At 38.4% G+C, this 14,889-nt stretch carries 13 protein-coding genes; 4 read left to right on the forward strand and 9 right to left on the reverse strand.

Annotation, left to right across the window (positions count from 1 at the left end):
- The 7 genes from ACNF42_RS00790 to ACNF42_RS00820 form a co-directional block, all read right to left on the reverse strand.
- A partial coding sequence (locus ACNF42_RS00790) for a transposase (protein WP_443337946.1) occupies positions 1 to 128 on the reverse strand: 128 nt, incomplete at its 3' end.
- Positions 128 to 370 carry a transposase gene (locus tag ACNF42_RS00795; RefSeq protein ID WP_443337826.1) on the reverse strand — a complete coding sequence of 81 codons (243 nt, stop codon included), beginning with the start codon at positions 368 to 370 and terminating at the stop codon, positions 128 to 130. The genes ACNF42_RS00790 and ACNF42_RS00795, both read right to left, overlap by 1 nt.
- Before the next feature lie 89 nt (positions 371 to 459).
- Complete coding sequence (locus ACNF42_RS00800; RefSeq protein ID WP_443337828.1) at positions 460 to 1,800, reverse strand: DUF790 family protein; 1,341 nt, start codon at positions 1,798 to 1,800, stop codon at positions 460 to 462.
- Positions 1,763 to 3,112, reverse strand: a complete 1,350-nt coding sequence (locus ACNF42_RS00805) for a DEAD/DEAH box helicase family protein (protein ID WP_443337831.1) — start codon at positions 3,110 to 3,112, stop codon at positions 1,763 to 1,765. The genes ACNF42_RS00800 and ACNF42_RS00805 overlap by 38 nt, the downstream gene beginning before the upstream one ends.
- A gap of 626 nt (positions 3,113 to 3,738) precedes the next feature.
- Positions 3,739 to 4,977 (reverse strand): MFS transporter, encoded by a 1,239-nt coding sequence (locus tag ACNF42_RS00810; protein WP_443337833.1) that lies wholly within the window; start codon positions 4,975 to 4,977, stop codon positions 3,739 to 3,741.
- A gap of 211 nt (positions 4,978 to 5,188) precedes the next feature.
- A complete protein-coding gene (locus ACNF42_RS00815) occupies positions 5,189 to 6,364 on the reverse strand; it encodes a thiolase family protein (RefSeq protein WP_443337835.1) in 1,176 nt (391 codons plus the stop codon).
- Positions 6,365 to 6,439: 75 nt separating this feature from the next.
- Complete coding sequence (locus ACNF42_RS00820) at positions 6,440 to 7,798, reverse strand: PQQ-binding-like beta-propeller repeat protein (RefSeq protein ID WP_443337837.1); 1,359 nt, start codon at positions 7,796 to 7,798, stop codon at positions 6,440 to 6,442.
- Positions 7,799 to 7,982: 184 nt separating this feature from the next.
- Here ACNF42_RS00820 and ACNF42_RS00825 point away from each other — a divergent pair, with 184 nt between their 5' ends.
- A complete protein-coding gene (locus ACNF42_RS00825) occupies positions 7,983 to 8,777 on the forward strand; it encodes a glycosyltransferase family 2 protein (protein WP_443337839.1) in 795 nt (264 codons plus the stop codon).
- Positions 8,778 to 8,894: 117 nt separating this feature from the next.
- On the opposite strand, the gene ACNF42_RS00830 is transcribed toward ACNF42_RS00825, so the two are convergent.
- Positions 8,895 to 9,257, reverse strand: coding sequence for a DsrE family protein (locus tag ACNF42_RS00830; RefSeq protein ID WP_443337841.1), 363 nt, complete (start codon positions 9,255 to 9,257; stop codon positions 8,895 to 8,897).
- Between the two features lie 334 nt (positions 9,258 to 9,591).
- Here ACNF42_RS00830 and ACNF42_RS00835 point away from each other — a divergent pair, with 334 nt between their 5' ends.
- The 3 genes from ACNF42_RS00835 to ACNF42_RS00845 all read left to right on the forward strand — a co-directional run bounded on the left by ACNF42_RS00835 (position 9,592) and on the right by ACNF42_RS00845 (position 13,559).
- Positions 9,592 to 11,328 (forward strand): 2-oxoacid:acceptor oxidoreductase subunit alpha, encoded by a 1,737-nt coding sequence (locus ACNF42_RS00835; RefSeq protein ID WP_443337844.1) that lies wholly within the window; start codon positions 9,592 to 9,594, stop codon positions 11,326 to 11,328.
- Between the two features lie 5 nt (positions 11,329 to 11,333).
- Positions 11,334 to 12,185: a thiamine pyrophosphate-dependent enzyme gene (locus ACNF42_RS00840; protein ID WP_443337847.1), complete on the forward strand. Its 852-nt coding sequence runs from the start codon at positions 11,334 to 11,336 to the stop codon at positions 12,183 to 12,185.
- A gap of 72 nt (positions 12,186 to 12,257) precedes the next feature.
- The gene (locus ACNF42_RS00845) at positions 12,258 to 13,559 is read left to right on the forward strand and encodes a hypothetical protein (protein ID WP_443337849.1); all 1,302 of its coding nucleotides are present in this window, start codon (positions 12,258 to 12,260) and stop codon (positions 13,557 to 13,559) included.
- Positions 13,560 to 13,565: 6 nt separating this feature from the next.
- On the opposite strand, the gene ACNF42_RS00850 is transcribed toward ACNF42_RS00845, so the two are convergent.
- On the reverse strand, positions 13,566 to 14,840 hold the full coding sequence (locus ACNF42_RS00850) for an MFS transporter (RefSeq protein ID WP_443337852.1): 1,275 nt from the start codon (positions 14,838 to 14,840) through the stop codon (positions 13,566 to 13,568).
- Between the last annotated feature and the right edge of the window lie 49 nt (positions 14,841 to 14,889).

Here is a 14,889-nt window from a genome sequence, read left to right on the forward strand (position 1 = left end):
TCAACAACAGCTGAATTTATTCCAGATTTTATGGCCTCAAGGATGCCCTTGAGATGTCTCTTTATGGTTTTTCCAAGCCTGATTATATCGGGCATCCTTGATCTGTATGCCCATGATATCCATTTCATCAGATATGATTCCGCAATGCTAAAATTAAGGTGCCATAACCTTTGAAGTGATATGCATGTGATGTCTGCAGATCGAGAGATTTGACAGACATGAGACGATCCCTTTCCCTTTCTGACAGATCATAATAATTCTTCAGCCATTTGTACCTTGTGTGTTTCAGTATATCATTATCTCTTGCCGCATCCATAACAGCAGGGGTCATATTCTCTGTAATGAATCTTTTAGGGTTGGAGAAGTTCAAAAAGAAGATCAGTAAATAATAATTATTGGGGAAAATAAATTCCAGAGAACATAGGAAAAATATTCCTACGGGATATGAAAAATTCAAATTCACGTCTCTTTTCCTGTAACCTCAATTCTGAGTCCCCTCCACTTTATTTTGTAGCCAAGATTTGAAAGGACGCTGTATGGATCAAGACCCATGAATTCAAGATAATCTACCATTGAGTAGGAATCGGGATATAGGTCCTCAAGATGCCTTATTACATCAGTGCTTACCGTCCTTTTTTCTGTGTTATTTTCCTTTCTTTCCTCTTTTCCGTGTTTCTCAATGATCCTCTCTTTCTTCCCATTTACTTTTTCAATATATTCCTTAACCGAATACCAGTCAACTCTGTTCTTGAAGCACTTCTCCCCGGATGGGCATTTCTCATTATTCCTGAGTAAAGTGAACACAAATACCTGTTTTCCTCCATTTTTAAGGATTCTGGCAAGCGAGTGATTTTCCTCAAGATTGATTGGCCTTGATATGATCACCAAAGCAAAATCTCCTGAGACTTTTATTATATAATCCGCAAAATAGTGTTTTCCATCAACGAGGGTACCCTTAACATCCTCACTAACGAATTCCGGGAGTTCTTCCCATGAATAGTTTTGGATATAAAGCATATCTCTGAGGGCGCTGTTGAAAAAATATCTGTATGTTGATTTTTCTCTTTTTTTTCCAAGTTCTAATTCGGCTTCTGCCTCCCAGCCATCCAGTGTGAGCAGTCTTCTGAGGAACAGGGCAAATAGTGGGCCATATCTCTCAGTTTTTCCTACGTTAGAAGTTGGCCCGGATATTTTAAGTGTCGTAATATGATCATCACGGGTTAAGGAGAAAAGCAATCCTATTCTTCCAAGAAAGCGAAGAAGTGCAGGATCCGAATGTTCCATTTTCAGGTCAATGGAAGATGCCCGCATAAGTGCAGTTTCAACCTGTTCCAGATTAAATTTTCTTATTACTATGTCCGTATCCATTTGCGGAATCTTTTCAAGAACCTTTTCAGAATCAAGATCACCATAAAGATTTTTTTCGATCTCCTCAGGTTTTATCCCTAATTCCCGGCCTATCTTTTCCAAAAGTTTTTCTCTCGATTCGGGTGAAATTACAGGGGTTTCTGGATCCGAGAATACTCTTTTTCTCAAGACGCTGGGTGGAATCTTTGAATAGGAGTAAAAAGTACATTCTCTTGAAATTACAGTGAATATCCCTCTCACAATTTTTGGGTTCTGAGACCTGAGTTCAAGATCCTTTATCCTCTCTTCAATTTCTTCGTAAGTTGATCCTGTGCTTTCCCTAAGAACTTCCATTACAGATTGGGCGTAATCGCTGCTGGATATATCAAGCAGTACGCTTCTTGCTATGCCTGACTTATTCTTCCTTATCATCATTAACTGAGATGGGAACACCTTTTCTCCTCCTTCTTGAGGTACCGTATTCAGAAGTACCCTTGGCAACAATTTCGTACATAACTGCCCTCTTTCCCTGGCTTGGTCTCAGTATCCTTCCAAGCCTCTGCCTGAACTGTCTGCTACTTCCTGATCCACTCAGTACTATGCCAACAGATGCATCGGGTACATCAATGCCCTCATCAAGAACTCTTGAAGTTGTCAATGCCCTGACCTCTCCATTTCTGAACATATCAAGGTATAATTTCCTCTCCGGGCCAGGGGTGAGATATGTTATACACGGAATGAGAAATTCCTTTGAGATCATATATGCTGATTCTGTATCGTCGGAGAATATGAGTGTCTTCTCTCCTCTATGTTTATTCATCACATATCTCACAATATCCTTCTTCACCCTTGCGTTGAACGCCACCTTTCTGGCTTTTCTCCATGCTGTTAGGGCCTCTCTCCCTTCCGGATTCCATGATGACATTATGAATTTTTGAAAGTCCCACGGGCCTTTCATGGTTATTCGATGTCTCCTGAGATAGGAAACAAATATTTCATGATTTTTTTCATATTCTTCTTCTTCCTCCTGCTCAAGTTCAACTGGGATTCGTACGATTTCATAATTGGAAAGGTATTCACTCAGTTCATCATATCCCAGTTCGAATATCTTTCCACCCATGTACCTTTCAAGATCCTCATGAAGCATGTCAACACGCTCAAAGGTGGCTGTCAGACCTATTCTGTATGGAGATGCATACATCTTTCCGATTTCCAGATACCTTTCAGATGCCATATGGTGCACTTCATCAGCCACGAGAAGCTTGAATCTGTTTCCAAGTGATTCTGCCATTAGATATGCCGAGTCGTAGGTTGCAACCGAAATATGCTCAATCTCCCTTATTCCACCTCCTATCTGTCCTATTTTAATGTGAAAAGCATCCTCAAGTCTTTTTCTCCACTGTTGTACAAGTTCAATGGTGGGGGCCACCACAAGTGCCGTTGTTTTTAAGATACTTATAGCCTCAATACCAATGTGGGTTTTTCCAGCAGCCGTTGGAAGAACAACCACTCCACCATATTCGTTCTTTGTCCAGACTTCTATGGCTTTCCTCTGGTATGAACGTAACTTCTCATTGTGCGAAACATTAACTGTCTCATCAGTAAATACATGATCTTCAATCTCAGGAAAGAGTCTTTTTATATCCCTGTATCTGAATGCAAGAGTTCTGTAAGATCCAATTCTCGAATCATATTGAATCCAATCAGGTATTTTTTTATCCATATCGTCAATGAGCAGACTACCTCTGCTGAAATTCATTCTCATTCTAAAAAACAATGATCTTCAATCTTAAAATGTTTTTCAGTTATTTTTTAGGGGGTCGTGTCAAATTTATTTTCGTCACAACTGCATGATCATTTCAGATTAAGATTTTTAGAGGATGAAGAAAATTCAAATAAACTTTGGTTTAATCCTAAATTTTCTCCTCTTTGAATCAATAATATCCCCTGAAAGACGTGTAGAGAGTTTGATATCCAGGTATCTCTGGAATTAGAATCCAGTCAACAACATCTTGGAGGTTCAGAATGCAATGAGATAATGAATTTTGAATATGGATATTTTTGGATTAGGGTTTACATAAGAGAAAGCATTGAATAAATTATGCACAAATGGGCATAACTGGTAATCACTTGTCCAGAAATGGGAATTGTAACCAAGTTAAGATGAAATGAAGTAATTTCATAGGCTGGAAAGATCACAGTGGAATATGAAAGTGAATCCAGAAATTGTAGAGAATGAATAATAACAGGGAGCTTTCCTGAATTGAACATTGTTAAATTCTGTTAAGAATTTCTCACAGGGATAAATGAAATTAGGTAAACAGATACTGAAAATCAGGGAAGGCAGTAATGGAAAGGAATGGTAATAAAAGGAATATATGGTGTTTTCTATTACTGAGCTATTTGATCCTTCTCAATTTTCCATCCAAAGAAGAGAACTGTGGTGATGAAACCGAGGGCGCAGGTTATGGATAGAAAAATTAGTCCTGCACCGGGAGTTAGGAGTCTCAAATAACCATATGCAATAACTCCAGTGAGTCCGCCCAATCTTCCAAACATTTCACTTATTCCCTGTCCTGTCCCCCTGACACTTGTTGAAAATGATTCTGCTGGTGCAATAACCGTTGTTTTGTCAGGACCCAGGGCTCCAAAAAAGAAAGCTCCCCCGAGAAGAAGGACGGATATATATGAAGGAACCGCAAGATTTTCAACTAACAATAACCCCATTATTCCAAGCATTAAGGATCTGAAAAAGAAACCGGTGCTCTGAAGAAATTTTCTACCTACTTTAGAAATGATTATTACTGTTATCAAGGAAGCAGGTATTGTAAACAATTTGACAATAACACTTCCCGTATCGGCTGAATAAAAGGAATTACCTATGAGTGATACAAGGAGAATTGGGAGAAATAGGGTTAAGCTCTGATCGCTAATCTGATAGAGAAACCATGGCACAGAAAATTTGAGTGCATCCTTGCTGTTTTTTCTCTCCATGAATTTTCTGAATATGGATCTTATACTCTGAATGTGAAATCTTTTCCATTCTTCGCTCTCCTGAATTTTCAATCTTAATATTATGGGCGCTATGGGAAAGATAGCTCCCACAATGAAAATATATCTCCATGATATTGAACCAAAGTATAAGGATAAGATTGCACCCGTTCCGTAAGCAAGAAGGATTCCAAAATTGGCAAAGAACATCACAAGGGCAAGTCTCGTTCCATGGCGGCCAGCTGAAGCTTCAATTTCTGAAAGGTATGCGAAAATGACAACGTAATCGATTCCCACTCCAACACCCACAAGGAGCCTGAAAAGGAAAAGTTCATAAAATTCTGTGGACAATGCCGACCCTATTCCAGCAGCAACAAATGTAAGAAGGTCAAGAGCAAGAATACCGATTCGACCAAATCTATCAGAGATTATACCACTGAATGCTGCTCCGAAAATGGCACCTATGAGAACTGCAGAGGCGAGATAAGTCACCTGCTGACCGTTAATATTAATATAATTTTCAAGAGGACCAAGTGCCACGGAGATTGTTGCAATGTTGAAGCTTGCTACAAGTATGCTTAAGGACGAAACAGTAAGTGGAAATAAATCACTATTTTCCTTCCAATTATTGGGAAGCATCCTAAATGCACCCCTTAGGGATAATTTGAAAGTATTCAATCAGGGGGAAATGAAAAGCATATGGAAATTTTCTGAAAACTCCTTTGTATTTCCTTGAGGTATTCACGTAAGGTCTTCCTTACATTAATTCCTCCATTAAAAATTTTGTCTTTTATGTAAGGATAACCTTACATAATAATTCAAAATGAAAATTTTATCTCTTCCAGAATTATTATTTTACAAGTTCTATAAGACAGGCATTGGCCATTCCTCCCCCTTCACATATGGCTATTAGTCCTGTCTTTTTTCCAGTATCCATAAGAGAGTTTACAATTGTACTAATGAGCCTTCCGCCTGTGGCTCCCAGAGGATGGCCAATTGCTATGGCCCCACCATGAATATTGACCTTTTCCAGCGGAACTCCTGTTTCCCTCAACCACGAAATGACAACCGAGGCAAATGCCTCATTTACTTCAAAGAGATCAATATCATCGATTGTGAGATTCTCCTTATCCAGAAGTTTTTCGGTTGCATAAATTGGGCCCGTAAGCATGGAAATTGGGTCAACACCAACAACCGAAAAGGAGGAAAATTTTGCCTTTGCCTTCAAATTGTGCTCATCAAGAAAATCCTGGGAACAGATTATTGTTGCACTCGCTCCATCTGAGATTTGGCTGGAATTCCCAGCTGTTATATCTGGAATGCCTGTGAAAGCTGGTTTCAGTGACGAAAGTTTTTCCATGGTTGTATCCTTTCTTATTCCCTGATCCTGTCCAATTATTGTGGTCATATCACCATTTTTTACACTCACTGGTATGATTTCTTTACTAAGGAATTTTCTAGACTCTTCGGCAAGCCTGTGGCTCCTAAGGCTATATGCATCCATCTCTTCCCTGCTTATCTTCCACATATTTGCAATGATCTGAGCTCCCTTTGCCTGGCTAAACCATTCCCTATCAAGGGAATATCTTTCCCTTAGATTTTCAGTTATTGGAGAAGAATCCTTTGTAATGGAACTGAACATCGGCACCCTGCTCATGGATTCTACACCGCACGCTATATTGATATTATTATTTCCTGTCATTATTCCCTGTGCTGCAAATTGGGCTGCCTGAAGACTTGAACCGCACTGGCGATCAATGGTCGTAGCTGGAACTGACTCAGGGAGACCCGCTGAAAGCCACGCATTTCTGGCAATATTCGCAGATTGTTCGCCAGTTTGTGTAACGCATCCTGCAATAACATCCTCGACGTAATCTGGCTGTATGTGATTTCTCTCAAGAATTTCTTTTAATAGGTTTCCAAGAAGATCCACCGGATTAACCCTTGAAAGTTCTCCGTTTCTCTTTCCAAAGGGTGTTCTACCTGCATCAAGTATAAACGCATCTTTTATGACTCTTTGTTTCATCCAATATATATTGAGATATCATACATTAATAGTTGTGCCCTTTAGTTGATTTCCTATTTATAAATGATAATTGAATCATTTAATAAAAATTGTTGATTTAATATATGGAATACTCTCGAAAACACCATTGGTTCCGAACAGTACAAGGTGGTCTTTCATTACAATTACTGTTCCCGGACCGGCAACTGCGCCTGTATAATATGACATCTTCAAAAACCCGGTGGAATTAAAGACCAGCATGTAACCTGAAAGATTTACAGTAATTATCTGGTTGCAAACAATGGCCGCATTGGAATCATCATACCCAGTATATGAAAACCAAGCAATTTGTCCATTTGTAACATTAATTGCAAACAATTCCTTAAGCGCGGTTGGCTCACTGAACACAAAATTTCCATTTGCGGTCAGCGGGGGTATTTCAATGGGAGGTGATTCCGGTTGAATTCCTGTACCTTCATAGGTTATCCAAGCAACATTACCGCTTGTAATGTTGAATGAAATGACATAGGCCTGGTATATGTTATCGCCCATTGCCACAGTATATCCATCTATTACCTGGCCATGTGTTATAACTGGAGAACCGTCTGTAAGGCCAGATGTGGCATTGGTACAGTATTCCCAGTCTATATTTCCATTCAGTGCATTTAAGGCATAAAAATTGTATGGATTTGCGCCACCGAAGTATACGGTACCATTGTAAATTGCAGGTGATGACATACTTACAAAGGAACCTATATATGTGTTCCATACCTGATTTCCCGTAGTTACGTTTATTCCATAGACAATTCCGCCACCGGTGGGCTCTATAATCAGACCGTTATAATATACCGGGGTAGGCATATCTTCACCGTATGTGCCGAATTGCCAGATGGGGGATCCATTTGATATGTTTAATGCAGCAATGTAGTTAATTCCAGTACCTCTAACATCAGGACTCTGAAACTGGTTATTGCCGAGACCTACAACTATCTCATTACCTATTATAAGAGGTTCCGTCATAACCTCATTTGGAAATGTTATGTTCCAGACCATTTTGCCGGTGGTCGAATTAATTGCATCAAGGCCACCGTTGCAAAGTGTCATATTTGATATTGGGACAAAGAAGGTGCCATCATGGTACGAAGGGTCCACTATGATTTGTCCGTTCAATCTATCTGAAAAATTCCCAACAGTTGCATTTATGACGTATTGATGAATGTTATTTCCTTCATATTGGTAATAATTTGTTCCAATAGATGTGTTTGAAAGATTCAGTTTTTTGGTTATATTGTTTATGGGTGCAGGTTGAACATCCAAACTCTTTATTTCTCTGCTTACTTTTTCGATGTCATAGAATTCATAGGATGAAACTATAACAAGGGAAGAAATCACCAGGATTATCAAAATCCTTAATATTCGAGGATGTTTCATAAAAGCATCAACGATTTTTACCATAAGAATATAATTTTTTTCATTATTAACCTTTATTGGTACAATTGTATGGTATGATGCCAAGGGTAACATTTATTCCTCAATATACTTTATAAAAAACCTTAATACCTGATCTTTAAAGATTATAACATAGGATCATAGGGCATATGGAACAAGATTAAAGATAATCTCGCAATTAAGTGTCATAATGATTTCCTTTTGCGTTACTACCTACAATTCTGTTGATACCGTGGATACATTTATGAAATCCTTTGAAGGTCTGGATTTTCCCTATGAGATAATATTTGTGGATAACTTTTCCAGAGACGGGACATTTGAAAAATTGAAAAAGTATGAAAGAGAAAATATATCTGTAATACGGAGAAAATGTTCAAGAGGGATGGGCAGAAAAATTGGGATAGAATACGCCAGATATGACTATATTTCAATTCTTGACGTTGATGTTCTCTACCTTAAACTTAATCAGAAAATAAAGTATTTAATGGAAAATTACAGAGATCATTTCGTTCTGTGTTCAGGAAAAGATAAGGGGTCCCTTATGAGTTTCTTTCCAAAGTCTTTGATACTATTGATGGGAAATTTTCCAGATTTTAATTACGGAGAAGACGTATATATATGGAATATAGCTAAGAAAATTGGAAAATTTGTAAAGGACCCAGAAGATTCTGAATTTGCCAAAAATATTTTTAGGGCAGAATTTGCCTCTGACATATCAACGGAGAGAAGATACGAAAGGGGAATAATTAAGCTGTTTATAAGAAGAATTTTAATAACAAGGGATATAATTTTTATCTACAGGTTAAATTTCAAGGGTCTGCTTGAATTTTACAGAATCAGGAATAGTGGAAAGAAAAAAATCATTGCGGCTATACTTTTCGCAATAGGAAAGGTCTTAACCTTTTCCATCAGAACTCCAACATCAGACGAAAAAGCAGATGAAATCCTGCATAAAATTTCAAGCAATGAAATAAAAAATGAATAATAAGATGATCTGATTTTTATAAAATGGGAATCCTGACCATTCTTATTTTTTTGATTTTACTCTGCACTCCAATCTTATTGACAGCAAAGAATAAATGGGACAGGGGGAACTTTAAAATCAAACGTGTATGTAAAACCAGCCTTCCTGCTGTCTCCTTATAATTTCTATGAATCCGCCCTGAGGTGTTGGTGAAACGCCATTTACCAGGTCTGACGGTTTGATATTATTCATTTCCATGGAAGTTTTGCATGCCATCAATATGGCCTTCTTCTCTTCAAGTAAAGGTTTTATCATCTCTTCGTGGGTTGTTGCTACTATGGCATTTTCCAGAAACACTACCTCTACAGTTTCAACATCCTTCAATACTGATATATGCGTTCCAACAATATTTCCCATCGGGATTTTTTCTTTTTCTGATACCTGTATCACAACTTTCATTCTTACATATTGTGAGATTATGCCATAACCTTTGCATTGCAATGTTTTTTTTACAAGATATTACTTACAAACATTTAATGGGATCACATTGCTAACACAAAAGAAAGTATTACAATTTTTGGAATTCTTGTTTTCAATATTCACAACCCTTGTTTTTCATATTAATGTGCATATTAAGAACCTTCGACTGATTCTTATTCTTATATGTGATTATACCAAATTAAAGATCCTTAATTTTTGGAACGACAACTTAGGATAGTTTTCATGAATTTCTAAATACTACCATGCATAGTAGTAAAATAAAAATTTACATAAATAGTAGTTTTTCTTTTTAAAAAAATTTATAGGTTAATGAGATAATGGTGTGTGATTTGTAATGGATCAAAATGAAGTTATCATCAGAGTAGGCGGAGCAGCCGGTGATGGTGTTCAGTCCGCTGGGCTCATAATAGGCAAGGTTTTTTCAAGAAATGGATTGCATGTTCAAACGTACAACTATTATCAGAGTATTATCAGAGGAGGTCAGTCGTGGTATCAGATAAGGGCTTCAGATAAAAGAGTAAAAAACCAGGGTGACGGTCTTGACATATTAATTGCACTTAACAAAGATGCCCTGGAAAGGCACACAAACCCTGAAATAAACGAGGGTGGCGCTTCACCATTGGATGGCATAGCAGTCTATGATACAGGTCTTGGCGATTTTAAAAAATATGACAATGTGAAATACTGTGGTCTACCGCTTGGCGAAATTGCACAGAAATATAGCAGAAACACTCTTCTGAAAAATACGGTTGCCATAGGGGCAGTTTTTGGATATTTATCAATGGATTTTGAAACTCTTGCCGGAGTTATCAGGGATCAGTTTGGCGGAAAAGGTGATATTGCTGAACTGAATGTAAAGGCAGCAAAGGAAGGTTATGATACCTTTGTGGAAAAGTACGGAAAATCAAACAAAAAATTGAAAACACAGAACAGGAAATTCTATCTTATATCTGGAGGAGAAACAGCTGGAATGGGTGCTGTAAGAGCAGGACTCAAAGCATATTTCGGATATCCAATGACACCAGCATCTTCCATAATACATTACCTTGCTGCGCATAGCAAAAAACTAGGTGTATTTGTTAAAATTACTGAGGATGAAATTTCCGCCATAAATATGGCAATTGGTGCAAATTATGCCGGAATCAGGGCAATGACAGGTTCTTCCGGTGGAGGTTTTGCCTTGATGACTGAAGCTGTTGGTATGTCAGCAGAAATGGAAGTTCCCCTTGTAGTGTATGAAGCTCAGAGAGCTGGGCCATCTACAGGTCTACCAACTAAAACAGAGCAAGGGGACCTGTTCCAGGTAATAGGGGCCTCTCAGGGGGATTTCCCAAAGGCCGTCTTCTCCCCAAGAAATGTCGAGGAAGTCTATTACATGGCAGGAGAAGCACTTAATCTCGCTGAAAAATTCCAGATGCCCGTATTCTTAATGGTCGATCTGTATCTTGCGGAACACTATGAAACTATCGAAAAACTGGATTTGAGTCCAAACGTTGTTAGAACAGGAATAGCGAAAGGTGATGAGAAGGACTATAAGAGATATGCATACACAGAGACCGGAATTTCAATGAGAGCTCTTCCGGGAACACCCAACTTGATGCATAATGAAGATTCCGATGAACACGACGAGAAGGGAGACGTAGTAAGCGATGCAGTCACAGACCCTGAAATCAGAAGAAAAATAATGGAAAAGAGAATGAGAAAACTGGAAACCTACATGAAAGAGTTACCTCCAACTCCAACATACCTAATTGATGATGCGGAATATGTTATAATTCAATGGGGTTCAACGCAGGGAGCTGTTGAAGAGGCCATCGATATCCTGAGATCCAGGGGTCTTAAGATTGGGGCAATAGAGGTGAACAGGCCATATCCAGTGAATCCAGATATTAAGAATCTGGTAAAGGGAAAGAAGAAAGTAATATTTGTGGAAAATAATTATACAGGTCAGCTTAGAAGACTCATATCGTCAGAGATAGGAGTAACAGGCGGACTCATTACGAAATACGATGGGGAATCCTTCTACCCAGGTGCACTTGCGGCACAAATTGAGAAGGAATTGGGGAAGTGATTTAAATGGTTACAATGAATGATTTTAAGGGAAGTGTAAAGGCTGACTGGTGCCCAGGATGTGGAAATTATGCCCAATTGACGGCAATACCGATGGCTCTGTCTCAGCTGGGAATAACTCCAGAGAATACTGTTATTGTTTCGGGTATAGGATGCTCAAGCAATATGCCTGAATATGTAAGAGCCTATGGTTTCCATGGCATACATGGAAGATCTCTGCCCGTTGCGTCTGCCATAAAATGGGCCAATCCCGCCCTTACTGTTATAGCATATGGTGGTGATGGGGATGGATACAATGAAGGTACACAGCATTTCTACCACAGTGCCAGAAGGAATCCGGATATAACCTATATTGTTTCAGATAACCAGATATTTGGACTGACTACCGGTCAGGCCTCCCCAACATCAATGCTTGGCATGAAAACAAAGACAACTCCGGACGGAAATATTGAGCCACCTATAAACCCTCTGTCAATGGCTCTTTCAGCAGGTGCCACATTTGTTGCCAGGGAGTTTTCAGGTGACGTAAAGCATATGGTGGAAACCATAAAGAGAGCAATTTCTCACAAAGGATTCTCCATTGTGGATGTTTTCAGTCCATGTGTTACATACAACAAGGATAACACATTCGACTTCTTCAGAAAGAGAGTTTACCATCTAGAGGATGAAAAGCATGATACCTCAGACCTTATGGCAGCATTTAAGAAAGCCGCGGAATGGGGAGACAGAATACTCATAGGTATATTCTATGAGAGCAATGATCCTACATATGAATCCAGAGATGAAGTTCTTAACACATCATTGATAAAACAGCCCATTAAAAAATTGGAAGAGGCTGACCTGGAAGAATTTCTCTGATCCTGTTGAAAATAGTGAAGTTTACTTCACTTACATAAAAATTTATTTATTTGAAAGTATTCGTAATTCCCAATGAAAATTACCTTCACACATGTACTTTTTCAATCTTTTTCATCCATTGGTCCCTTTCTTGATTTTGTTGCTCTTTTTCCACTGATGGCTCTGTATGGTGGAAAGGCACTTCCGGAAGTTACAATGGTCTCATTTGCTATTTCCTTCCTGACCCTGCTTCCTATCATCATTTTTACGGGCATATCACATTCCAATGAGGGATATGCCTCATATGCCTCACTTATCCTTGGAAATAAAATTGGAGGTTTCACTGGAATAATATACATTCTCTATTCAGTTCTTGTTCTCCCAAATATAATTATGTTCCTGTCTTCCTTTGTATTTCCATTTAGTTCTCTCAAAGATTCATTTAAAGTCTACTTTTACTTCGCATTTTCATTTATTCATCTTGTGGTCATTATGGCTCTTTTATCAAAGGGTCTTAGATGGACAATCACCCCCATAGTAATTCTTGGTTTAATTGAGGTGGGAAGCATTATTGGTCTCTCCCTGTTCATGATATACACGAGCCACGGTGTAATTTCAAATTCTCCAATAACTGAATATTTTACAGGTAATTTCTGGGATGGTGTGATGGTTGGAATACTCATGTTTTCAGGTGGAGGTAGCGGAATATTCCTACAAAGGGATGCAGATTTAAGCAAAATAAGGATACGAAAGCCATTGATAATATCCTATCTCATGACCGGTTTTTCATTAATTATGGCATCATTCGCAATCACACTTTTTCTTGGAAGTGGAATATATCAGTACGGCCTTGATCCTGGAAATCTTTTCAATAGACTGGCTGATAAAAGTAGCAGTTTTTTAATAATTTTCCTCATGCTTCTTCTCTTCATAAGTGGATTTAATTTAACTCTGTCCTATGGAAATGCACTTTTGCAAATGTCACAGGAATTCCTTTCCAGGATTATGGAAAAAACACCCACAAGATTTATTCTTAGTCTTTTTCTCCTTATTCTATCATCTATTGTGCTGGCAGTATCATACCTCACAGAGGGCTTCTATACATCATTCCTCATAATTGCAGTTTTTATCAGTATGTTATATGTAACAGTTCATATAATCACTGGCATATCTCTCGTAAAGGCCAACTTTTCTTTTAAACTAAGGTTAGCAGGGTTAATATCACTGGTTGTTCTCCTTTTTTCCATAATTGAATCAATGGAAAGTTCTTCAGTGTATGAATCAACACTTCTTCTATTCTATACCATTGCGATCCTTTCATCCCTAATGCTTGTAATGAGAATAAAATTCAAAAGTTATCCGTCAAAGAAAATAGATTATAATGATTTCAAATAGGAATGTTCAATCCTTCATTCTGATTGTTCCACCAGATGGATTTCCTGGCATCTTCTGTCTGTACAAAATGGAAAAGAGTGCAATGGGAGTCCGTCCTTTCTTCTCCGGTTCTCTTAATTTTAAAAATAGAAATGAAGTTCCAAATCTTCCAAGGAATACAATAATATAAGCAACCATTAGTGCTTTTCCGAGGGGTAGAAAAGTTTCTGTGAATTCCAAAAGATACCCACCAGTGAGTGCCCCAAGCAGGTAAACAAGACCATTGAAGCCGTTTATTATAGAGATATATTCAGCTCTTCTTAAATTGGGTATTACATCAAGAAGATATGAGTTCATAACTATATTTTGAAGTGCCCCAAGGAAACCTGAATAAACCTCAACAAGAACAAAAAGGAAGAGTGAATTGGAAAATGCATAGAAGATTGGGATTAAACTCAGCATCAGCCTGTTCAGGAAGATTAAGGGTGGTCTCTCCTTTTTGTCGTTGTACTTTCCGAGAAAGGTCATTATTAATATGGAAACGCTGAGGGAGACTATAGTGAGAATTGCAACATCACTGAGGTTGAAATTCATAAGAGATACAATGGTAATAGGGAACATTGGCCACGCCATTGACCAGAAGAAACCCTGGATATTCGTGGCCTTAAAATAGGGGTAAAAATTTTCATCATCTCTTATGTGTCCAAGTGTCTTAATCATGGAATACTTAAACTGAGGCCTGTGTCTATCCTCCTTTAGGAAAATCATCATTATTGCAGATATGACATATGTTAAAGCTGCAAGATAAAATGGTATTTCTATGTCCCTGTGAGAGTTACCATTGAACAGAAAAATCATTGCTATTAATGAAATAATGGTTCCAACAGATGATACGTTATTGATAAAGGCCAAAAATTTACCTCTGACACTTGTATCAGAAAGATCCGCAATCAGGGAAAACCAGTTGACCGTGATCATGGATCCGAAAAGGGCAATTAGGGAATAGACAATAATGAGGTAAATAGGCTGAGAGGCCATAGGCATCAGAAACCAGAGGATGGCAAGTATCAGACTACCCAGTGCAAGAAAACCCTTCCTCCTTCCGGCCTTGTCGCTTAACTTTCCCCAAAGTATCTGTCCGCCGTTGGATATGGAATTAACAGATGACTGGAGCCATCCCATTTCGGCAGCTCCTGCCCCTATAATCACAGCGTAAATTCCAACAAAGGTAGATGCAGCTGTTGCCCCTAAAGAGGACAAAAAGGATCGTGATCCTATTATGAATCTGTTTTTATTAGGCAAAATTTCCTGCCAGTATTGGATTTAAAATCATAAGATTTTTGTCTCATCT

It is taken from the genome of Cuniculiplasma thermophilum (genome assembly GCF_052315355.1).
Taxonomy (GTDB): domain Archaea; phylum Thermoplasmatota; class Thermoplasmata; order Thermoplasmatales; family Thermoplasmataceae; genus Cuniculiplasma.

Coding starts and splice junctions, on each gene's coding strand:
- ACNF42_RS00805 (WP_443337831.1), bottom strand. CDS start 3,112: ATGAGAATGAATTTCAGCAGAGGTAGTCTGCTCATTGACGATATGGAT.
- ACNF42_RS00810 (WP_443337833.1), bottom strand. CDS start 4,977: ATGCTTCCCAATAATTGGAAGGAAAATAGTGATTTATTTCCACTTACT.
- ACNF42_RS00815 (WP_443337835.1), bottom strand. CDS start 6,364: ATGAAACAAAGAGTCATAAAAGATGCGTTTATACTTGATGCAGGTAGA.
- ACNF42_RS00820 (WP_443337837.1), bottom strand. CDS start 7,798: ATGGTAAAAATCGTTGATGCTTTTATGAAACATCCTCGAATATTAAGG.
- ACNF42_RS00825 (WP_443337839.1), top strand. CDS start 7,983: ATGATTTCCTTTTGCGTTACTACCTACAATTCTGTTGATACCGTGGAT.
- ACNF42_RS00835 (WP_443337844.1), top strand. CDS start 9,592: ATGGATCAAAATGAAGTTATCATCAGAGTAGGCGGAGCAGCCGGTGAT.
- ACNF42_RS00840 (WP_443337847.1), top strand. CDS start 11,334: ATGGTTACAATGAATGATTTTAAGGGAAGTGTAAAGGCTGACTGGTGC.
- ACNF42_RS00845 (WP_443337849.1), top strand. CDS start 12,258: ATGAAAATTACCTTCACACATGTACTTTTTCAATCTTTTTCATCCATT.